Consider the following 20,769-nt stretch of genomic DNA (forward strand, 5'->3'; position numbering starts at 1 on the left):
CAGGAGCCGCCCGGGTCCACGGGGCCCGGGCGGTTCGGGAAGTCGTGGGTCCCGTAGGGGGCTACTCCGGCACGGTGAAGTAGCGGGCGAACGAGGTGACGACCTCCGTTTCGCCGATCCGGCCGTCGGCGTCCGTGTCGAGCGCGGCGGCGGCCAAGGCTGCGACGCCGTCGGGCACACCCAGGGCCCTGAGTACGCGGACGGCCTCCTCGACCGTGGCCGCGCCGTCCCCGTCCGTGTCCGCGACGGCGAGGGCCGCGTGCAGGAAGGGACGGGCGATCTCCCCGAAGCGGTCGGGATTGTCGCGCAGCCGCTTCACGGCGCCGTTCACGAACTCTTCCCGGGTGATGCGCTGATCGCCGTCCCGATCCGCTATCCCCGCCATGCCCTGCCAGAACGCCTCCGCGCCGACGTACAGGGCCTGGCCCTTGTCCGACCGTGCCGCCGTATCGAACTCGGTGAGAACCGCCTTCGTCGCGGCGTTGAAGTCCTCCCGGTCGATGTAGCCGTTGCCGTCCTGGTCGAAGCCGGCGAAGCGGGCGGCAATCCTGCGCTCGTACTCGGTACTGACCATGGTCTTCTCGGACCGCCTTACAACTCAGCCGGACTCTCAGCCGGACTGCGGTTTCATCTGGCACGGAGCGTACGACGCCCGGGCAACCGGGGGTGCGGGAAAACGACGGTTGTGCCAAGACCGAGGGAATTCCCGGACAACTGTGTGGCGCGGGTTCACGCCGACAGCGGGCTCGACTCCTCGTCGACGGCCGAGACGACGTCCGGATAGACGTCGAAGAGGCGGCGCACGCCGAGGGCCCCGAGAACGCGGTTGACGTGCGACACGTCGGACGCGCCCTGGGCCGGCAGGATCAGCCGCAGGCGCCCCTGGCAGGAGCGGACCAGGCGGCGGGTCGCGATGAGGACGCCGACGCCGCTGGAGTCGCAGAAGAGGACCTCGGAGAGGTCGAGGACCAGACTGTGGCGGCCCTCCGCGACCGCCTCGTGCACCCGTCGGCGCAGCACCGGAGACGTGACGAGATCCATCTCGCCCGACACCCGGAGCACGGCCCACTCACCCCACTCGCCCCACTCGTCGTCGGTCACCTTGAGCGTCACCACAACGCCTCCCGCTCGCCTCGCCCGCCGAAAACGGAAGCACTTCTTACGCTTCCTGTCAGCGCGGCTGCCCCACCGTCGTTCCATGAAACACCGGGACGCGATCGATGAAACGTCGGTCTACGGTCGAAAATGCTGGACGACCGAGCTGTTTCGGTCGTCCAGTGGTCACGTACGGTCTAACTCGATCGGATCCAAGGGGGGAAGCGATGGGCTTCTACCATCCGGACCCCGTCCAGGGGCGCACATTGACGTAAAGGGGCGTGCGCTGTCGGACGTGCCGACTACATTCGAGACAGCGATGCACACAGGCTGGACGGGGACGCCGGCCGCCGACAGGTACGGACAGGGACGGCAGGGACAGGCGCCGGGCAGGAGCAGAGTGAGGGGGCCGCATGGCGACGAAGGACGCACCGCCCCGCTGGGACCGCAAGATGCAGCAGCGGCTCGCACGCGGGGAGGCGGCCGCGCTCGGTGAGCTCTACGACCGGTTCGCCTCGCTGGTGCACGGCCTCGCGCACCGCGTACTCGGCGACGAACGGGCCGCGGACAACATCACCCGCGAGGTCTTCGCCCACGTCTGGCAGAGTCCCGAGTCGTACGACCCCAAGCAGGGGCCCCTGCGTTCCTGGATCGCCACGCTGACCCACCGGCTCGCCGTGCAGCGGCTGCGCGCCACCGAGACCGCCGCGCTCGCCCTGGACGGCGGCGGCACCACCGAGGAGTTGGAACGCAAGGTGCGCAGCGCCTCCGTCGCAGCCCGCGCGGACTACATCGTCACGTCCATGCCGACCCCACTGCGGGCCGCCCTGGAGCTGGCGTACTTCCAGCGTCGCGACTACCGCCAGGCCGCCGCCGACCTCGGCGTCACCGAGGACGAGGCCCGCCGCCGGCTCCGCCTCGGCCTGCAACTGCTGTCCACCGCCCACGACGCCGGGCTCTCCGGCACGCCGCCCGAATTCGGAGGTGCGCGGTGAGCGGAGGAGCGGACCGGTTCGGGCCCGTCGACGAGCCTTTCGACAGGCCTCTCGACAAACACGAAAAACACGAGGAGCACGAGCAGCACGGGGCGAACGAGCAGCACGGTGAGGGGGACGGCGAGGACGGCGGCGGGGGTGACGGGGACGGCGGCGGGTCCACCGGTCCCGCCGGGCCCGCAGGGCCGGGGCAGCCGGCGCGCATCCCCACGCCGCGTTCCTCCGTCGAGGACACCGGACTGCCGCTGCCGGAACCCGCGCCGCTCGTCCTGGAACACCGGGTGCTGAAGTCGCTGCTCGGCGCGTGGGCGCTGGCCGCCTGCTCGGCGCAGGAGACGGCGGCGGTCGAGGAGCACCTCGGGGAGTGCGGTTCGTGCGCGGACGAGGCGCTGCGGCTGCGCGGGGCGGTCGGGCTGCTGCACCGGCCGGAGAGCCTCGATCTCGACCCGACGCTGCGCACCCGGGTCCTGGAGGGCTGCCTGGACCGGCGTCCGGCACGTATCCCGGTGCCCGAGTGGGCGGCGCCCTACGATGCGGAGGCCGCGCGGCTCGACGCGCTGTTGCAGGACATAGGAGACGCGGAGTGGCACGCGCCGGTGCGATTGCGCTGGTTCGAGGGCGACGGGCCCGTGAGCCGGCGTACGACGGTGGCCGGGGTCATCGCGCATCTGCTCTCCGTGGACGGGCTGGTGGGGATCGCGCTGGGTCTGGAGGACCCACTCGGCGGCGCGACGGCCGAGAAGACCGAGGCGGAGGGGGCGGCCGCGGGCGCCCCGACCCCTTCGCAGCGCACCGAGGCGTACTGGCGCGCCTCGCACTTCCCGCCCACCCGGGCCGTGCGCGCGCCCTGGCGGGAGCAGAGCCACCACATCGTGCGCACGGTGTCGTTCGCGGGCGGAGGCTCCGGGCGACTCGCCGTGTCGTACGGCGGTTTCGCGCTGCCGCTCAGCGACTCGATGCTGGATCGCGCCTTCGAGTGCTGGGTGCACGCGGGGGACATCGCGGACGCCGTGGACTATCCGTACGAGCCGCCCGCGCCCCGTCATCTGCACAGGATGATCGACCTGGCGGCGCGGATGCTGCCCGTGTCGCTCGCCGAGCGGCGGCGGGCGGGGCTGTCGGCTCCGGCGCCCCGCCGGCTCGTCGCCGCCGGGGCGCCCGGGCGCAGTCTGCGTCTGGAGATCGAGGGCTCCGGCGGGGGCGAGTGGCTGATCCCGCTCGACTCCCCGGCGAGCGTCGCCTCCGCCGAGCACGAGGTCGCGCATGTCGCCCTGGACGGGGTGGAGTTCTGCCGGCTGGCGGCGGGGCATGTGTCGCCGGAGGAAGCGGCGGCGGGTCAGGTGGGCGACCGCGAGGCCATCAGAGACGTACTCTTCGCCGCCGCGTCCCTGAGCCGGATGTAGGCCGCCCCCGTCCGCCCTCGTCCACCCGCGGCCGAAACGATCCCCGGGGCCGGGGGCGAGCCTCCGCGTGTCCTACGCGAACACCACCGTGCGGCGGCCGTTCAGGAGGATCCGGCGCTCGGCGTGCCACTTCACCGCGCGCGCCAGCGCCTGGCATTCCACGTCCCGTCCGATGGCGACCAGCCCGTCGGGCGTCACGTCGTGGCCGACGCGCTCGACCTCCTGCTCGATGATCGGCCCCTCGTCGAGGTCGGCGGTGACGTAGTGCGCCGTCGCGCCGATCAGCTTCACACCGCGCGCATGCGCCTGGTGGTAGGGCTTCGCGCCCTTGAAGCTCGGCAGGAAGGAGTGGTGGATGTTGATGATCCGGCCGCTGAGCTGCTTGCACAGGTCGTCCGAGAGCACCTGCATGTAGCGGGCCAGCACGACCAGCTCGACCCCTTCGGAGCGGACCAGTTCGAGCAGCTGCGCCTCGGCCTGCGCCTTCGTGTCCCTCGTCACCGGAATGTGGTGGAAGGGGACGTCGTACGAGGCCACGAGCTCGGCGAAGTCCGTGTGGTTGGAGACCACGGCCGCGATGTCGACGCGCAGCGCGCCGGTCCGCGCGCGGAAGAGCAGGTCGTTCAGACAGTGGCCGAACTTGCTGACCATCAGCACGACCCGCATCTTGTCCTCGGCCCGGTTGAGCTGCCAGTCCATGTGGAAGGAGTCACCGATCGCCGCGAAGCTCGCGCGCAGCTTGTCCACGGTCACCGGCGCCTCCGCCGAGAAGTGGACGCGCATGAAGAACAGTCCCGTGTCGTGGTCGCCGAACTGCTGGCTGTCCTCGATGTTGCAGCCGGTCATGAAGAGGTAGCTCGACACGGCGTGCACGATTCCCTGCTTGTCCGGGCAGGAGAGGGTCAGGACGTACTGTTCGGCGGGCGCGGCGGCGCCGGTGGACTGATCGTTCATGCAGGACAGGGTCCCATACGAGGCACCGCGCCGGACGGACCGTCCCGCCACGCGGACGCCGCGCCGAGCGTCCCGCCGGGCGGACCCTACGCCGAGCGCGTCAGGATCCGCAGGACCTCCAGCGTCCGCGGCGGAGTGTCCGGATCCTCGCCGTCGCTCACCGCGAGACGTACGTGCGCGTCGCGCGCCGCCCGCAGTGCCTCCGGCCACGCCTGGTGGTCGAGGTAGGCGGAGACGGGGGCGTCGGGCCCGACCTGGTGCATGATCCGCAGTACGCGGAGCACGGCGGTGTCGACGAGGGCCGCCTCCTGGGAGTCCCGGAAGATCGTGCCGACGTACTTCTCGGCGGACCAGTTGTCCAGCCAGGTGTCCTCGACCAGGCGGTACACGGCGTCGGTGACGTCCCCGTACCCGTCGATCCCGGCGAGCCAGACGTCACGTTGGAAGGTGGGGTCGGAGAGCATGTGCAGCGCGGAACGCACATTGCTGCGCCAGCGCCACCAGGGCATGTCGTTCAGTGGCATGCCGCCCATGGTGGAGGAGCGACGGCCGCGACGGGAAGAGTTCTCCGAACCTTGCACAGTCGACGATCGTACGTTCTCCGCGAAAATGCGATCATCGCCCCCCGTAATTCACCTCTACGTCACCTCACGTTGACCACGGGTCACACGCAGGTTAGTGATGTGGCGGAATCGTGCGTGTCCATGACCGGTAGGCGACGCACCAGCACCACACCACCCGACCGCCCCCAGCGGACCGGGGCCAAAGTCTCGACGAAGGTCAAGGCCAGAGCCCTTTTCGCGGGCGCGGTGGTGGCGTGCGCGTCGATCGCTGTCGGGTGCGGGGTCGTCCCCGGTATCACGGGGGGCTCCGGGGACGACCCCATCACCGTCATGACCTGGGCGCCGCAGGACACCCCCGCGACCAACAAGCCCGGCATGCCCGCCATGGCCGAGGCCTACGCACGCTGGGTCAACGCGAACGGTGGCATCAACGGCCACAAGCTCAAGGTCCTGACCTGCAACGACCACAACGACACCGTGTACGCGGCGAAGTGCGCCCGGCGCGCGGCCGACGAGAACGTGGTCGCGGTCGTCGGCTCCTACAGCCAGCACGGCCGTTCCTTCCTGGCCCCGCTGGAGGCCGCCGGCATCCCGTACATCGGCGGCTACGGCGTCACCGACGACGAGTTCTCGAGCCCGCTCTCCTACCCGATCAACGGCGGCGAGCCGGCCCTGCTGGCCGGTCTCGGGGAGCAGCTCGGCAAGACATGCGGCCCGGTGGCGCTCGTCCGCCCCGACACCGTCGCCGGCGACCAGCTCCCGGTGCTGCTCAACGCCGGCCTGAAGGCGGAGGGCCACGCGGCCGGCACCGACCAGCGGGCCGCCGAGGACGCGACCGAGTACTCGCAGCAGACCCAGCTCGCGCTCAGCCGCGCGAGCTCGGACCCGCTCAAGCGGGGCTGTGTGGTGTCCGCGCTCGGGGACCGCACGCAGACTTTCATGGACTCCTTCCGGCGCGACCGCCAGGACTATCCGAAGGTCGGCACGGGCACGGTGCTGGGCAGCCTCAACCAGTCCCTGATCGACTCCACCGGCGGCCAGTCCAGCCCGTACGAGGGCGCGCACGTCACCGGCTGGTACCCGGTGGCGAGCGACAAGCGCTGGGACCCGATGCGCGAGGTGATCAAGGAGCAGGCCTTCGGCGACAACCGGATCGACCCCGCCGACGCCGGTGTGCAGACCACCTGGATCGCGTACAACGTGCTCAAGTCGGTCATCGAGTCACTGGGCGACAACCAGATCACCTCGCTCGCGATCCGGCACGCCCTCGACAACGGCCTCAAGGTGACCACCGGCCGGCTCACCCCGACCCTCAGCTGGCGCTACGAGGACCTGATCGCGGCCGTCGACTTCCCGCGCCTGGTCAACGCCCACGTCACCTTCCAGGTCGTACGCAAGGGTCAGCTGGCGTCGGAGCGCAACGGGTTCATCGACGTGTCGAAGACGCTGGAGAACGCGGACTCGAACTGACACCCGGTCTCGGACCGGGCTGACACCCGGTCTCGGACCGGGCGGTCACAGCTGGGTCGTCGTGCGCCGCGTCAGTCCGTAGGTCGAGGCGATCGAGTTCCACAGCCTGGCGGCCTTCGCCTTCTGCGCGCTCGCGGTGCCGCTGGCCTGGTTGGCCGCCGCGGTCTGACCGGTGGTGCGGGCGTGGCCCTTCTTGCAGCCCTTCTTGCCCTTGACCTGGTCGGCCCACGCCGCGTAGTGGTTGTCGGCCGACGCGGAGGCCTGCCAGGCACTGTTCAGCGCGGCGGTCAGCTGGGCGTTGTCCGGAAGCTTGTCGACCGAGAGAGCGCCGAGCCTGGTCACCAGTCCGGACCGCTGCTTGGCCGCGTCGCGCAGGTCACTGGCCGCCTGGTCCAGGTTGTTGCACGCCTTCACGTTCTCCACGGCGTTGATCACCGAGTCGCGGCTGCTGTTGCTGTCCGCGAGGAGCTTGTCCAGCGCGACGGCCTGCGCCTTGGCCGGGTCGGCCCCCGACGACGAGCCGTCCGTGGGCGCGGCCGTCGCCGACACGTTCTTGCTGCTGTCGTTCTTGCCGCTGTCGCCGCCTCCGCCGCCGCTGAGCATGGCGCCGGCCCCGATACCGAGCACGATGATGCCGATACCGACGCCCGCGATCAGCGGGACGCGCGAGCGGCTCCGTCCACCACGGCCACCGCCGCTGCCGTCGTCGGCCGCGCCGCGCCGGGTGGCGGCCCGCCCGCCCGGCGCTCCGGGCATCCCCGGGGCCTGCGCGGCATACGGGGCGTGCGGAGTGTGGGGGGCGTGCGGGGCAGGGGCCTCGAACCGCGGCAGCTGCTGCGTGGACGCGGGCCCCTCCGACGCGCTCGGCGCGCCGGGCGCACTGCGGAACAGGTTGTCGAACTCCGCGGGCGGCTGCCGGTCCTCCGGCCCGCCCGGACGTATGCCGTACGGCGCCGCGCCAGGCTCGGCGGGCACGGGGGCGATGTACTGCGTGGCCTCGGCGTCGGGGTGCGCGGCCGGGGGCAGCGGCCCCGAGGACACCTCGGGCGGCAGCGCACCCGGTCCCACCGGCGGGATGTACTGCGTGGCCCCCTCGGCGGGCGTGGCGGGGACGGGCGGCAGGAACTGGGTCGCGCCCTCGGCCGCGGCCGGAACCGGCGGAATGTACTGCGTGGCGCCCTCGTCGACGGCAGTCGGCAGCGCCCCGGGTACCGCGGGCGGCAGCGCGGCGGCGTGCGCATGCCCGCCCTGCTGCTGGGGTACGGCACCGCCCTGGTGGCCGCCGTACGACGAATCCTGTCGGCCGCCGTAGGAGGAAGTCTCCTGACCGCCGTACGACGGCGGCTGCTGCTCCCCGTACGGCTGCTGCTCCCCGTACGACGGCGGCTGGGCGCCCTCGGCCGGCAGCGGGCCGCCGGGGGCCTGCTGGGCCGGGAAGCCCTGCTGCTGGGCCGGGGCGGCGCCCCAGCCCTGCGCCGGCTGCTCGGGCGCGGCCCAGGTCTGGGTGGACGGGTCGTGACCGCCCCAGTCCGGGGTGGGGGCGCTGGACGGGGACGGCTCGGAGCCACTCCACGTCTGGGTGCCGTTCACGGGCGCCCCCCAGCCCTCGGCCGGCTGCGGGGCCGGTGCCGCCGACGGGTCCGGTCCCCACGGCTGGTCCCAGGTCTGGCCGCTCGCCGGGATCGCCGGGGCCGCCGGAACGGCCCGGTCGCCCGTCATGCCCGGCAACAGCGGTTCGCCGCCGTCGGAGGGCAGCACGATGCCTTCGCGCGCCGCGCGCGCCGAGGGCTGCTCGCCCTGTCCACTCTGCGTCACCGGGACTCCTACTAATGGGGGACCTTCGGAATCGTCGGCTCACGCTACCGGGTCCCCACGCGCCCGTGCCACGCAGCACAGGGCGTTACCCCCGTCTCCTGTGACCGGGGTAACGAATACGCCCCATCGTGCGCTGTTTCTGACACCTCCCACTCCAAGCGCCTTCGTTAGCCCGGCGTTCACGCCCGTGCACACCGCGTGTTCACCGGCGCACACACGATCCACTCACGCCGCCGCCTGCAACTCCATCCGCGCCCCGAACTCCCGCACCACCGCCTCGTCCCGGTACGGCTCCAAGCGCTGCTGGAAGTCCTCCAGGTACTCGGCGCCGCGGTTGGAGCGGAGCGTGCCGAGGAGTTCGACCGCGCGCAGACCTGTGTGGCACGCCTGTTCCACCTCGCGCTGCTGGACCTGCGCGGTGGCCAGCAGGACGTAACCGATGGCCCGGCGGCGGGCCCGCGACTCCGGATGCCCGGCGAGGGACTCCTCGGCGCAGCGCGCGGCGGCCTCCGCCTGACCCAGGTCACGGTGGCAGTGCGCCAACTCGTCGGCAAGATAGGCCTCGTCGAAGTGCGCGATCCACGTCGGGTCGTCCCCCGAGGCCGCGTCGGCGCCCTCGAGCGCGGTGATCGCACGCCCGGACGCCACCTGCGCGGCGCGCGCGTCGCCCATCAGGGCGTGCCCGCGCGCCTCCGCGGCGTGGAACATCGACTCCGCGCGCGGTGTCACCCGCCCCCGCGCCCCCTCCTGCGCCGCGCGCGCCAACTGCGCGATCTCGCGCGGGTTGCCGAGCTGCGCCGCGAGGTGGCTCATGGACGCGGCCAGCACGTACCCGCCGTATCCCCGGTCCCCGGCCGCCTGGGCGAGCCGCAGCGCCTGGATGTAGTAGCGCTGGGCGAGGCCCGGTTGACCGGTGTCGATGGCCATATAGCCCGCGAGTTCCGTCAACCGCGAGACCGCCGAGAAGAGTTCACGTCCGACGCCCTCCCGGTACGAACCCGCGAGCAGCCCGGAGACCACGCTGTTGAGGTAGTGCACGACGACCGGGCGCACATGCCCGCTGCCGTACTGGTGGTCCAGATCGGTGAGCGCCTGGGTCATCGCGCGGACCGCCGCCACGTCCGAGAGCCCGACCCGTGGACCCGCCGCACGCGCCACCTGCGAGTCCGGCGCGGAGATCAGCCAGTCGCGGCTCGGCTCGACGAGCGCGGAGGCGGCGACGGACGAGCCGGACAGGAAGTCCCTGCGCCCGACGTCACTGCGCCACAGCTCACACACCTGCTCGATGGCGCCGAGGACGGTCGGCGAGAACTGCAACCCGACGCCCGACGCGAGGTTCTTGCCGTTGGCCATGCCGATCTCGTCGATCGTGACCGTACGGCCCAGCTTGCGGCCGAGCGCCTCGGCGATGATCGCGGGAGCGCGCCCCCTCGGCTGCTGACCGCGCAGCCAGCGCGCCACCGAGGTCTTGTCGTAGCGCAGATCGAGGCCGTGCTCGGCGCCGCACATGTTGACCCGGCGGGCCAGGCCGGCGTTGGAACAGCCCGCTTCCTGGATGAGCGCCTGCAGCCGTTCGTTCGGCTGCCTGGCGACGAGAGGCCTTGCGGCCATGGCGTACCCCCTGTGGCTGCGGTGCCTGCCCACGCACCGAGTTGACGTGTCCTCATCGGCCAACCCAGCGAAGGAAGTCGGCCATGAAGATCAATGCCCCGCCGACATACCGAAGATGCGAGACATGTGAGGATTGCCGGGGTACAGGCGGTTGCCCGACCCCACCCCTGGTTACCCACGACCCGCTGTCGTTCCCCCTGCGCGCCCCCACCTGTGCATCCATGCGCCCCGCACGCGGGAACGATGCCCCTCCCCCGCGCACAGGACCCCCGTAACCCCCTGTGGCAGCTAGAGTTGTGTTCATCGTGGAAGAGACCATCGCGGGGCCCGAGGCCGTCCAAATCCCGAAGCAGCGTGGCGAATCACTACTTGACACCGCCGTGCGATATGCCGAAGAACGCCATTGGGACGTGTTCCCGGGCACGTGGCTCGAGGCCGTCGACGGGATGCAACGCTGCTCCTGTGGCGAGGCCACCTGCCCCACGCCGGGCGCACACGCGGCGCGCGAGGACTGGGCGACACAGGCGACGGGGAGTGCGACCGTCGCACGCCGGATGTGGTCGAAGCAGCCGAACGCGTCGATCCTGCTGCCCACCGGGCGTACGTTCGACGCGATCGATGTGCCGGAGACGGCCGGGTTCCTCGCGCTCGCCCGGATGGAGCGGATGGAGCTGACGCTGGGACCGGTGACGTGCACCCCGGACCGGCGCATGCACTTCTTCGTCCTTCCCGGCGCCGCGGTGAAGGTCCCCGACCTGGTACGCCGACTGGGCTGGCCGCCCGCCTCCCTCGACCTGATCACGCTGGGCGAAGGCTCTTACGTGGCGGCTCCGCCCACCCGGTTCGGTTCGCGGGGTGCGGTGCAGTGGGCCTGCCGGCCGACGCCGGCGAATCGGTGGCTGCCGGACGCGGAGGAACTGATCTCGCCGCTTGCCTATGCGTGCGGCAGGGACCGATGACCGTGGTGCGGCGCCGTTCCTGAGCCGTGGGTTCGTCGTGGCAGGTCGCGCAGTTCCCCGCGCCCCCAAAAACCAGGGCGCTCCCCCTTAGGGTGCTTACATGACCCAGGGAGTAGCCGTACGCGTGCAGGGGCTCTGGAAGCGGTTCGGGGAGCAGGTCGCCGTCGCCGGGATCGATCTGGAGTTGCCCGCGGGGCGGTTCATCGGGCTCGTAGGGCCCAACGGCGCGGGCAAGACCACCACCCTGTCGATGGTGACCGGGCTGCTCAGGCCCGACCAGGGCGGCGTCGAGGTCGTCGGCCATGACGTCTGGCGCGACCCGGCGGCGGTGAAGGCCCGGATCGGCATACTCCCCGAGGGCCTGCGGCTCTTCGAACGGCTCTCCGGGCGTGAGCTCCTCGCCTACACGGGTCGGCTGCGCGGCCTGCCCGGCGCCGAGGTCGACAAGCGCACCACCCAGCTCCTCGACGTCCTCGACCTCGCGGGCGCCCAGCACAAACTCGTCGTCGACTACTCGACGGGCATGCGCAAGAAGATCGGTCTCGCCGCCGCTCTCCTCCACAACCCCGAGGTCCTCTTCCTCGACGAGCCGTTCGAGGGCGTCGACCCCGTCTCCGCGCAGACCATCCGCGGCGTCCTGGAGCGCTACACCGCTTCGGGCGCCACGGTCGTCTTCTCCTCCCACGTCATGGAACTCGTCGAATCGCTGTGCGACTGGGTGGCCGTCATGGTCGCGGGGCGCATCCGCGCGCACGGCCCGCTCGCGGAGGTCCGCGGCGACGCGCCCTCCCTCCAGCAGGCGTTCCTGGAACTCGTCGGCGCACAGGGCCGCGACCACGGGGCCGACCTGGACTGGCTGGGCGGCGGGGCGACGCGATGAGCACGAGCACCTCCGGAGTCCCCTCCGAGGCCTCGATCACCCCCGTCGTCGTACGGCTGAAGCTGTCGCTGCTGCGTAACGGGCTGCGGCAGTCGGCCGGGCGGCGGGCCGCGTACATCACCTCGGTCGTCGTCGTCCTGCTCTTCGCCGCCCTCCAACTGCTCGGCCTCATCGCCCTGCGCGGCAACGCGCACGCCGCGTCCGTCACCGTCCTGCTGATCGCGGTCATGGCGCTCGGCTGGGCCGTGATGCCGCTGTTCTTCCCCAGCGGCGACGAGACCCTCGACCCGACCCGGCTCGTCATGCTGCCGTTGCGACCGGACCCGCTGGTCCGGGCGCTGCTCGTGGCCTCACTGGTCGGCATCGGACCGCTGTTCACCCTGTGCCTGCTGGTCGGTTCCGTGATCTCCGTGGCGCACGGCACGGCGGCGTACGTCACCGGTGTCGTGGCCGTGCCGTTGGGGCTGCTCGTCTGTGTGGCCCTCGCGCGGGCCGTCGCCGCCGCCAACATCCGGCTGCTGTCCAGCCGCAAGGGCCGCGACCTGGCCGTACTGAGCGGCCTCGTCATCGCGATCGGCGCGCAGCTCGTCAACTTCGGCGCGCAGCGGCTCGGTTCGGCGGGCGGACTGTCCCGGCTCGACCCGGCGGCGGACGTGCTGCGCTGGGTGCCGCCCGGGTCGGCGATCGGCGCGGTGGACTCGATGAGCAGGGGCTCGTACGGAGTGGGGGTCGCCCAACTCGTCCTGAGCGGGGCGGCGCTGGTGGGGCTGCTCGTGCTCTGGTCGAGGCACCTGACCCGGCTGATGACCTCCCCGGACGGGTCGACGTTGCAGGCGGGCGAAAGTGCGGCGCGGGAGCGGGTTCCGACGGGCGGGCTGCGCCGGCTGCTGCCCTCGGGGCGCACCGGGACCGTGATGGAGCGCAGCCTGCGGTACGTGTGGCGCGACCCGAAGACGAAGGCCGCGTGGGTGACCTCGCTGGCGATCGGGCTGATCGTGCCCGTGTTCAACGCCTTGCAGGGCACCGGCTCGATCTACTTCGCGTGCTTCGCGGCCGGGATGCTCGGCATCCAGATGTACAACCAGTTCGGCCAGGACACCTCCGCGTTCTGGATGGTCGCGATGACCATCGCCTCCCCGCACGACGCGTACGTCGAACTGCGCGGGCGTGCGCTGGCGCTGCTGGTGATCACCCTGCCGTACGCGACCCTCGTGACCGTGCTGACGACGGCGATTCTCGACGACTGGTCCAAGCTGCCCGAGGTGCTCGGCCTGTCCTTCGCGCTGCTCGGCGCGATGCTGGCGACCGGCGCCTGGTCCTCGGCCCGCTTCCCGTACTCGATCCCGCAGGAGGGCTACAAGAACGTGGCCCCCGGGCAGGCGGGCCTCGCCTGGATCGCCATCTTCGGCGGGATGGTCTCGGCGGCGCTGCTGACCGCTCCCGTCATCGCCCTCACGATCTGGCTGAACGTGACGGCGGACGGGGACCGGTGGAGCTGGCTGCTGTTGCCGCTGGGGGCCGGATACGGGGCGCTGATCACGGCGTTCGGGCTGCGGATGGCAGCGCCGCGGACGGCCCGGCGGCTGCCGGAGATCCTGGCGGCGGTCAGCAAGGGCTGAGCTGGGGAGGAAGGCCGGGCCTTTGAAGGCCGGCTACCGGTCCTGGCCGGTGAGTACGCCGTCCAGGAAGGGCTCGATCGCGGCGCGCCACGCCTCCGGCTGGTCGTAGTGCACGAGGTGACCGGCGTCGGCCACCTCCGCGTACTGGCCGTGCGGCAGGACGCGGACCATCTCCTGGGCCTCGGCCCGGCCGAGCTCGCCGTCCAGGCCCCGTACGACCAGTGCGGGGCACTGGACCTGGGCGAGCTCCTCCCAATGAGCGTCGTACACCCAGGTCTGGCGGGACTTGAGCATCTGCTCGGGTTCGAAGACCGGGCGCCAGCCGTCGGCGGACTCGTGCATCACCTCGGCGTAGAACTCGCCGCGGAACGGGTTCGGGCGCTCAACCCAGGGGTCGTCCTCGCCGAACCACTTCCGTACGTCGGCGAGCGTGGCGAAGGGCACGGGCCAGGCCTTGAACCAGTCCTCCCACTCACGCTGCGACGCGGCCCCTAACGCCGAGGCCCGCATGTCGCAGATGATCAGCCCGCGGACGAGGTCGGGGCGCTTGGCGGCGAGCTGCCAGCCGGTCAGCGCGCCCATCGCGTGGCCGATGAGGACGGTCGGGGCGAGACCCAGCTGCTCGAGAGCGGCCTCGACGTCCTCGACGTACGCCTCCCGCGTGTACTGCCCCTCGGGCGCCTTGTCGCTCTGGCCGTGGCCGCGCTGGTCGAGGGCGACCGCGCGGTGCCGCTCGGAGAGCCAGCGGGCGGTGGACGCCCAGTGGGAGGCGCGGCCCATGAGGCCGTGCAGAAGCAGCACGCCGGGGGCGGGCGGGGTCCTGGGCGGGTCGCTCTTGGGAGGATCGGCGAACTCCCAGGCAGCGAGGCGTAGGCCGCCCGCGCCCGTCACGTCGATGCGCCGCACCATAGGTCTGGCACCCCCCTAGCTCGCTCGGACCGCTCGCTCCCGCTCGAGTCGGTCGGTCCACTCGTACCGCTTCCTACCGCGCTTACTGCCGCGCTTCCCGCTGCTGTCGTGCCGCTTTCGTGCCGCTTTCGTGCCGTGAGTCTGCTGATGTGCTGCTCTACGTGTACCCGATTTGCCGGTGATACGCCGCCAGGCTATCGAATGAACATTCGAAAATACTCCTCTCGGTGGCAACACCCCTCGTTCGAGTGACCCCGCTCGGGGATTGACCGCCGCCGCCGAGGGGAGATCTTCAGCGGGAGGCGGAACCACTCGGGGAAATCGGTCCGAAGGGGATGACCCTGGGAGCTCGGGGCTCCGGGTCAGCACAGGGGAGGACAGGCCCCGGCGCCGTAAGGCGCCGGGGCCCTCTCCACACCTACGGCACATCCTCCCCGCCCCCTCCCCAACCGTGCGACACCCCTCTTGGACACGGTCAAGAGCCCTCAGGTCATATGCCTCTCGGGCCAGCCTTGCACGCAAATGGTCGCGGCGCTGCGATTCCGCACACTGAATCTTGGTTTCGGCCATGGAGCGAAAGCATCACAACTGCCCCTGTGGTCGCGGGAGTTGACATGACCGAGGTGAGTCGGCGGAGGTGCCGGAAGGGGGTGGAGCGTTGGGTCACCGCGGGCGGACGACACGCTCCACGGCGAGCGACCTGCGCCATGGCGCCCACGCCCGCGCCCGGCGCGTTGAACGGAGCGCCGGGTCGTCCCCGACGAGCGGTGTCGCTGTACGCGGGCTCGATCGCCGCCGACGCGCAGGGGGCGGGCCGGGTCGACGCCTGCCCACGACGGCCGGCGGGCGCCCGGAGGCCGACCCGGGGTTCGGCGGCTGCCGGACCCCGTGGCCCACCCCCGGGAGCTGCCCCTCGCGGGCTCAGGGCCGGGAAGCCCGCACCGGGGTGCGGCCTCCCAGGATCACCGGATGTCAGCGCTTGGCGACGAACACGTGGGACGCGACGTCCGACTCCAGCTCCGCCGCCTCACCACCGCTGCCGACGAGCACGCCGCCCGCCGACTCCGTCACGCTCACCACGGAGCCGGGCTGCACACCCGCGCGCCGCAGCGTGTACATCAGCTGCGCGTCCGTCTGGATGGGCTCGCCGATCCGGCGTACGACGACGGTCTTGCCGTCCAGACCGGGGTCGAGCTCGGCCAGCGACACCATGCTCTCGTCCAGGAAGGGGTCGGCGCCGTCCTTCTCGCCGAGCTCCTCCAGGCCGGGGATCGGGTTGCCGTACGGCGACTCGGTCGGGTGGCGCAGCAGCTCCAGCACGCGCCGCTCCACCGCCTCGCTCATCACGTGCTCCCAGCGACACGCCTCGGCGTGCACCTGCTCCCACTCCAGACCGATCACGTCGACGAGCAGGCACTCCGCGAGGCGGTGCTTGCGCATCACCCGGGTGGCGAGACGACGGCCCTCCTCGGTCAGCTCCAGGTGCCGGTCGGTGGCGACCGCCACCAGGCCGTCGCGCTCCATGCGCGCCACCGTCTGGCTGACCGTCGGCCCGCTCTGGTCGAGCCGCTCCGCGATCCGGGCGCGCATGGGGACCACGCCTTCCTCCTCCAGCTCGAGGATGGTGCGGAGATACATCTCCGTGGTGTCGATCAGTCCGGACATACGTGCCCCTTGATTAGCTCTGCCGAAGGCTCGGTGGCTCACCGGCGTGTGCGCTGGCCCTGAACCCAATTCTGACGCATACCACTGACAAGCGTGCCTCGCCGTTGGAACCGCAGGGTTACGAGTGCCCCTGCGGACGCCCCACCGGGTGCCTCCGCGGCCACCTCCGCAGGCCGTATTGACAGCGCACTGGTCCAGACCGCAACGTGATCCGCGGCACAAAGCGTGACCCAGCGGCGTGACCCAGCGCCCACCCGACGCCGACGAGACTTCTAAGGGGCTTCGCCGATGAGCGACCGCAAGCTGGCCGGGCAGTTCTTCGACGCGGCGATCGGCCTGCTCCAGCGGGTGCGGGACGAGGACGAGGACGCCATCGAGGCGGCCGGCGCCCTGATCGCCGACACCGTCGCGGACGGAGGCCGGCTCTTCGCCTTCGGCGCCGGGCACTCCTCGCTCGCCGCGCAGGACGTCGTCTACCGCGCGGGTGGCCTCGCCCTGATGAATTTGCTCGCCGTGCCGGGCGTGGTCGGCGTCGACGTCATGCCGGCGACGCTGGGCTCGGCCCTGGAGCGGGTCGACGGCCTTGCGAGCGCGGTCCTGGACTCCAGCCCGCTGCGCGCCGGCGACGTACTCGTGATCATCTCCCTGTCCGGCCGCAACGCGCTCCCGGTCGAGATGGCCATGAACGCGCGGGCCCTGGGCGTGAGGGTCATCGGCGTCACCTCGGTCGCCTACGCCTCGGAGACGAAGTCCCGGCACGTCTCGGGGACGTATCTGAAGGACCACTGCGACATCGTCCTCGACTCGAGGATCGCGGTCGGCGACGCGGAACTGACCCTGGAGACGATCGAGGCGCCCTTCGCTCCCGCCTCCACGGTGGTCACGACGGCCCTCCTCCAGGCCGTCATGGCCACGGCCGCGGGCGCGCTGGCCGACCGCGGCATCGAGCCGCCCCTGCTCCGCTCGGGCAACGTCGACGGCGGCCACGAGTGGAACGGCCGAGTGATGACGGAGTACGCCGACCGAATCTTCTACCGCCGCTGAGCCGACGCGGATCTTTCACTGCGGCTGGGCCGACCGGGGTCATTCACCGCGGTTGGGCCGACCGGGGTCATTCAGCCAGGCCGACCGGGGTCATTCACCACGGCTGAGCCGACGCGGATCTTTCACCGCGGTTGGGCCGACGGGGCCATTCACCACGGCTGGGCCGACCGGGGCCATTCACCACGGCTGGGCCGACGGGGTCATTAAGCCAGGCTTGGCCGACCGGGATCCTTCGCCGTGACTGGACCGACTGGGATCAATCAGCCCGGCCAAGTCGACCGGGGTCTTTCACGTGACTGGGCCGGCCAGGATCCTTCACCGCGGCTCGGCCGACCGGGATCCTTCACCATGACTGGGCCGACCAGGTTCTTTCAGCCCGGCTGAGCCGAACGGGATCTTTCAACCCGGCCGAGCCGACCAGGGCCTCCACCGTGACTGGGCCGACCGGGGTCTTTCACCGCGGCTTGGCCCACCGGGATCCCCCACGCCGATGAGCCGACCGGGATCCTCCACCCCGCTGAGCCGACCCGGAATCCTTTACCCGCGTTGGGCCGATCGGGTGGCGGGTGTGCGCGGCAGCGCTACGTGCGGGCCGTCAGGGCGTCCAGGTCCAGCGCCGCGGCGATCCGTACCGCCACGTCCTCCGCGTATGTCGCGTCCATGCGGTCGAACTGGCTGCGCTGCGCCCCCCGTAGAAACGTCACTACGCCCAGCGTGCGCCCCCGGCTGCGCAGGACCGCGCACAGGGCGTGCACCGCGTCCGGTGGCCACTGGCGGGCCGTGGCCCACTCCCGCTTCCGCTCGGGGGTGGTCTCGCCGGAGCTGGCCCGCACGGACCCGGCCCGCTCCACGCACTGGAGCGCGGGATGCCCCTCGGCGTACCGCACGGGCAGCCCGGCCTTCCCGGTGAGCAGGCTCGGTCCGGGCGCCCCGGCGGGCGTGGTGACGGCGCGTACCAGCCGTACGGGCCCCTCGTCGTCCCCCGCCGACCACCCGGTCGCGACCCGGTCGATCAGGGCGTGGTCGGCGAACCCGGCGAGCGCGAAGTCGAGGTGGACGGTGGCGGCCTCCCCGGGGTCCTCGCACTCGGCCGCAGCCCGTGCCGCCCGGTGCAGCTGGTTGGCCCTGAACCGCAGCAGGGCCGCCTCCTGCTCGGTGTGCTTGGACTCGGTCACGTCCTGGAAGAGCCACCCGACCCCGAGCGGAACCGGTTCTTCCGCGAGCGGCGAGGCAAGCCGCAGGAACCCGCTGCGCCAGCACCGCCTCTTCTCGCCCTCGGCCGACCGCACGCTCACCCACATCTCGGCGGGCGCGGGCGGCGCGCCCTCGGCGAGCACGTGCGTGAGCGCGCCCTCCAGCTCCTCGACCCCTTGCGAGAGCAGCTCCCCCAGCGGCCGTCCGAGCACCGCCGTACGCCCGGTCCCCAGGGCCCGGGCCGCATGCGCGTTGACGACGGCGGGCCGCAGGTCCGCGTCGACCAGGACCACACCCCAGCTGGCGTCCTCGAACAACGCCTCGCTCAGAGCGATGGACCGCTCGAGATCGATCTGCGCGTGCACCTCGCTGAAGGCGCAGTACACCCCGGCGGGCTTCCCGTCGGCTCCGCGCACGGCGGCGGACTGGGTCCGCACCAGCACGCGCCCGCCGTCCTTGGTCAGCAGCGCGAACTCGTGCACCTGACGCCCGGGGGCCTCCATGGCGGACAGCAGCCGCGCCTCGACCTCCTCGGCGTCCGCGGTCCGCACGGCCCACCCGGCGAACCCGCGCCGCCCCACGGCCTCGGCCGCGGTCCAGCCGAGAATCCGCTCGGCCTCGCGGTTCCAATGGGTGACGACCCCGTCGGCGTCGAACGCGCACAGCGCCGCGTCCATCCCGTCCAGCAGCGCGGCAAGCAGATCGGAACCGGCCGGCTCGGGCTCGTCCGGCCCCAGCTCGTCGGTGGTCCCACTACGCCGGGAAGCACTCACCTGGACCCCCTGCAGGCTGCGTCCGCACGTACGGCGAGACAGTTCGCTCACTCGCCTTCATTCAACTCGAACGTGACCCAGCCCACATCGTGTTCCCCAAAGATTGGACGAAATCGTTGTACGCAGGGATTCCGCCCCGCCAGCCCCAGGAATCGCACCTTCAGCCGCTCCCATCCATGGTTGACCAGCCCCAGTCGTCACCGTGGCGCCTGCTCCAGCGGGCTGACGGATACGCGTACGGCACCAGGTTCGAAAAAACCGGTTGAGCCGCGTTCGATCGGTTCCTAAGGTGGGCCGCACGCCGAAGGGAGGTGATCGGGTACATGTATGAAACCCGGACTAGCGAGGTGGCTGCGGGCTAGCGGCCCGTCACCACATGAGTGCGGTGCCGGACCAGCACGTGAGATGAGCGTGCAGCCGGCCCCAATCCCAAGCAGTCACCCGACCCGCGAGCTCGCCGGTACGTCCGGCCGGCTCCTCCGCCGTGAGGCGGGGGGACCCGAGCTCACGGGTCGTCTGCGTTTCGCAGGGCATGTGACGTGAGGCACATGCGTTTCGCGGGGTCCGCAGTACTCTTGGGCCATGCTTCCGATGCTCGTTCGACGCCGACACGTGGACTTCGTGCGCGTCACGAGCATGGGCTGTCGGGCTTCTTCCTGACCTCGGCCCCCTTTCTTCCCCCTTGGCACCCGTGGCCCCCGCCCCACCCCCGGCGGCCGCCTGGGCACCCGTACACCCTGCGGACGCACCTCATGACGACGAACACGTCTTCTGCTCAGTACCTGCAGAGCCTGCAGAACCTGCAGCACCTGCCATCCCAGCAGCTTCCGATCATCGATCTCTCCGCGGCCGACCGCGGCCCCCAGGCCCGCGCCCTGCTGCACGCGCAGTTGCACAGCGCCGCCCACGACGTCGGCTTCTTCCAGCTCGTCGGGCACGGGGTGACCGAGGGCGAGACCGCCGCCCTGCTCGACGCCATGCACCGGTTCTTCGCGCTGCCCGCGGCCGAACGGCTCGCCCTCGACAACGTCAACTCGCCGCACTTCCGCGGGTACACGCGCACCGGCGACGAGCGCACGGGCGGCAGCCGGGACTGGCGGGACCAGCTCGACATAGGGGCCGAACGCCCCGCGCGCAGGCCCGGTCCCGGCGAGCCCGCCTACTGGTGGCTGGAAGGGCCCAACCAGTGGCCGGCCGCGCTGCCGGAGCTGCAGACCGCCGCGCTGGCATGGATCGACCGGCTCAGCTCGGTCGCGGCCCGCCTGCTGCGCGAGCTGCTCACCGCGATCGGGGCGCCCGCCGACTTCTACGAGCCGATCTTCGGCGAGCGGGCCCATCCGCATCTGAAGCTCGTGCGCTACCCGGGCAGCGCGGGCGACGGCGCCGACCAGGGCGTGGGCGCGCACAAGGACTACGGATTCCTGACGCTGCTGCTCCAGGACCAGGTCGGCGGCCTTCAGGTGCAGCGCGAGGACGGCCTCTTCCACGAGGTGCCGCCGCTGCCGGGAGCGTTCGTGGTCAACCTGGGCGAGCTGCTGGAAGTGGCCACCAACGGGTACCTCGTCGCCACCAACCACCGGGTCGTCAGTCCGCCCGGGGCCACCGAGCGGTTCTCCGTGCCCTTCTTCTACAACCCGCGCCTGGACGCGCGCGTGGAGCCGCTGCCCTTCCCGCACGCCTCCGCCGCGCCCGGCGTCACCGACGACCCGGCGAACCCGCTGTTCGCGGAGTACGGCTTCAACGAGCTGAAGGGCAAGCTGCGGGCCCACCCGCTGGTCGCCACCCGTCATCACGCGGAGCTGCTCACCCCCGCGTGATGA

The 20,769-nt window shown here is 71.7% G+C and carries 17 protein-coding genes; 8 read left to right on the top strand and 9 right to left on the bottom strand.

What is annotated here, in order from left to right; genetic code table 11:
• Positions 1–61: 61 nt before the first annotated feature.
• Both ACZ69M_RS31610 and ACZ69M_RS31615 read right to left on the bottom strand, forming a co-directional pair.
• Positions 62–574: an EF-hand domain-containing protein gene (locus tag ACZ69M_RS31610; protein WP_470055181.1), complete on the bottom strand. Its 513-nt coding sequence runs from the start codon at positions 572–574 to the stop codon at positions 62–64.
• Between the two features lie 155 nt (positions 575–729).
• Positions 730–1,113 (bottom strand): STAS domain-containing protein, encoded by a 384-nt coding sequence (locus ACZ69M_RS31615; RefSeq protein WP_180292960.1) that lies wholly within the window; start codon positions 1,111–1,113, stop codon positions 730–732.
• A 395-nt stretch (positions 1,114–1,508) separates the two neighbouring features.
• Here ACZ69M_RS31615 and ACZ69M_RS31620 point away from each other — a divergent pair, with 395 nt between their 5' ends.
• Positions 1,509–2,090, top strand: coding sequence for a sigma-70 family RNA polymerase sigma factor (locus ACZ69M_RS31620; protein WP_470055183.1), 582 nt, complete (start codon positions 1,509–1,511; stop codon positions 2,088–2,090).
• Positions 2,087–3,493: a maleylpyruvate isomerase N-terminal domain-containing protein gene (locus ACZ69M_RS31625; RefSeq protein WP_470055185.1), complete on the top strand. Its 1,407-nt coding sequence runs from the start codon at positions 2,087–2,089 to the stop codon at positions 3,491–3,493. Before ACZ69M_RS31620 ends, ACZ69M_RS31625 begins: the two co-directional genes overlap by 4 nt.
• A 72-nt stretch (positions 3,494–3,565) precedes the next feature.
• Here ACZ69M_RS31625 and purU read toward each other — a convergent pair whose 3' ends face one another.
• The gene (purU, locus tag ACZ69M_RS31630; protein WP_095857981.1) at positions 3,566–4,447 is read right to left on the bottom strand and encodes a formyltetrahydrofolate deformylase; all 882 of its coding nucleotides are present in this window, start codon (positions 4,445–4,447) and stop codon (positions 3,566–3,568) included.
• Between the two features lie 86 nt (positions 4,448–4,533).
• A complete protein-coding gene (locus ACZ69M_RS31635; RefSeq protein WP_054235639.1) occupies positions 4,534–4,980 on the bottom strand; it encodes an SCO4402 family protein in 447 nt (148 codons plus the stop codon).
• Between the two features lie 171 nt (positions 4,981–5,151).
• On the opposite strand from ACZ69M_RS31635, the gene ACZ69M_RS31640 reads away from it, so the two are divergent.
• Entirely contained in the window at positions 5,152–6,480 is a 1,329-nt protein-coding gene (locus ACZ69M_RS31640) for an ABC transporter substrate-binding protein (protein WP_470055186.1), read from the top strand.
• Between the two features lie 45 nt (positions 6,481–6,525).
• Here ACZ69M_RS31640 and ACZ69M_RS31645 read toward each other — a convergent pair whose 3' ends face one another.
• Together ACZ69M_RS31645 and ACZ69M_RS31650 are read right to left on the bottom strand one after the other, a co-directional pair.
• The gene (locus ACZ69M_RS31645) at positions 6,526–8,295 is read right to left on the bottom strand and encodes a hypothetical protein (RefSeq protein WP_470055187.1); all 1,770 of its coding nucleotides are present in this window, start codon (positions 8,293–8,295) and stop codon (positions 6,526–6,528) included.
• Positions 8,296–8,520: 225 nt separating this feature from the next.
• Entirely contained in the window at positions 8,521–9,906 is a 1,386-nt protein-coding gene (locus ACZ69M_RS31650) for a transcriptional regulator (RefSeq protein WP_470055188.1), read from the bottom strand.
• 296 nt (positions 9,907–10,202) lie between these two features.
• On the opposite strand from ACZ69M_RS31650, the gene ACZ69M_RS31655 reads away from it, so the two are divergent.
• From ACZ69M_RS31655 to ACZ69M_RS31665, 3 genes are all read left to right on the top strand, one after another.
• Positions 10,203–10,865 (top strand): bifunctional DNA primase/polymerase, encoded by a 663-nt coding sequence (locus tag ACZ69M_RS31655; protein ID WP_388119003.1) that lies wholly within the window; start codon positions 10,203–10,205, stop codon positions 10,863–10,865.
• 100 nt (positions 10,866–10,965) lie between these two features.
• The gene (locus ACZ69M_RS31660) at positions 10,966–11,745 is read left to right on the top strand and encodes an ABC transporter ATP-binding protein (protein ID WP_470055190.1); all 780 of its coding nucleotides are present in this window, start codon (positions 10,966–10,968) and stop codon (positions 11,743–11,745) included.
• The gene (locus ACZ69M_RS31665) at positions 11,742–13,364 is read left to right on the top strand and encodes a transporter (protein ID WP_470055192.1); all 1,623 of its coding nucleotides are present in this window, start codon (positions 11,742–11,744) and stop codon (positions 13,362–13,364) included. Before ACZ69M_RS31660 ends, ACZ69M_RS31665 begins: the two co-directional genes overlap by 4 nt.
• A 33-nt stretch (positions 13,365–13,397) precedes the next feature.
• Here the strand turns inward: ACZ69M_RS31665 and ACZ69M_RS31670 are convergent, their stop codons facing one another.
• Positions 13,398–14,273 (bottom strand): alpha/beta fold hydrolase, encoded by an 876-nt coding sequence (locus ACZ69M_RS31670; protein WP_470055194.1) that lies wholly within the window; start codon positions 14,271–14,273, stop codon positions 13,398–13,400.
• Positions 14,274–15,245: 972 nt separating this feature from the next.
• On the bottom strand, positions 15,246–15,938 hold the full coding sequence (locus ACZ69M_RS31675) for a metal-dependent transcriptional regulator (protein ID WP_054235646.1): 693 nt from the start codon (positions 15,936–15,938) through the stop codon (positions 15,246–15,248).
• 288 nt (positions 15,939–16,226) lie between these two features.
• Between ACZ69M_RS31675 and ACZ69M_RS31680 the strand changes: the two genes are divergently transcribed.
• Positions 16,227–16,982 carry an SIS domain-containing protein gene (locus ACZ69M_RS31680; RefSeq protein ID WP_470055196.1) on the top strand — a complete coding sequence of 252 codons (756 nt, stop codon included), beginning with the start codon at positions 16,227–16,229 and terminating at the stop codon, positions 16,980–16,982.
• A gap of 581 nt (positions 16,983–17,563) precedes the next feature.
• Here ACZ69M_RS31680 and ACZ69M_RS31685 read toward each other — a convergent pair.
• Positions 17,564–18,949 (bottom strand): PAS domain-containing protein, encoded by a 1,386-nt coding sequence (locus tag ACZ69M_RS31685; protein ID WP_470055198.1) that lies wholly within the window; start codon positions 18,947–18,949, stop codon positions 17,564–17,566.
• A gap of 752 nt (positions 18,950–19,701) precedes the next feature.
• Between ACZ69M_RS31685 and ACZ69M_RS31690 the strand changes: the two genes are divergently transcribed.
• Positions 19,702–20,766, top strand: a complete 1,065-nt coding sequence (locus ACZ69M_RS31690; protein WP_470055200.1) for an isopenicillin N synthase family dioxygenase — start codon at positions 19,702–19,704, stop codon at positions 20,764–20,766.
• Positions 20,767–20,769: the final 3 nt, after the last annotated feature.

Source organism: Streptomyces sp. NPDC107454 (assembly GCF_055582885.1).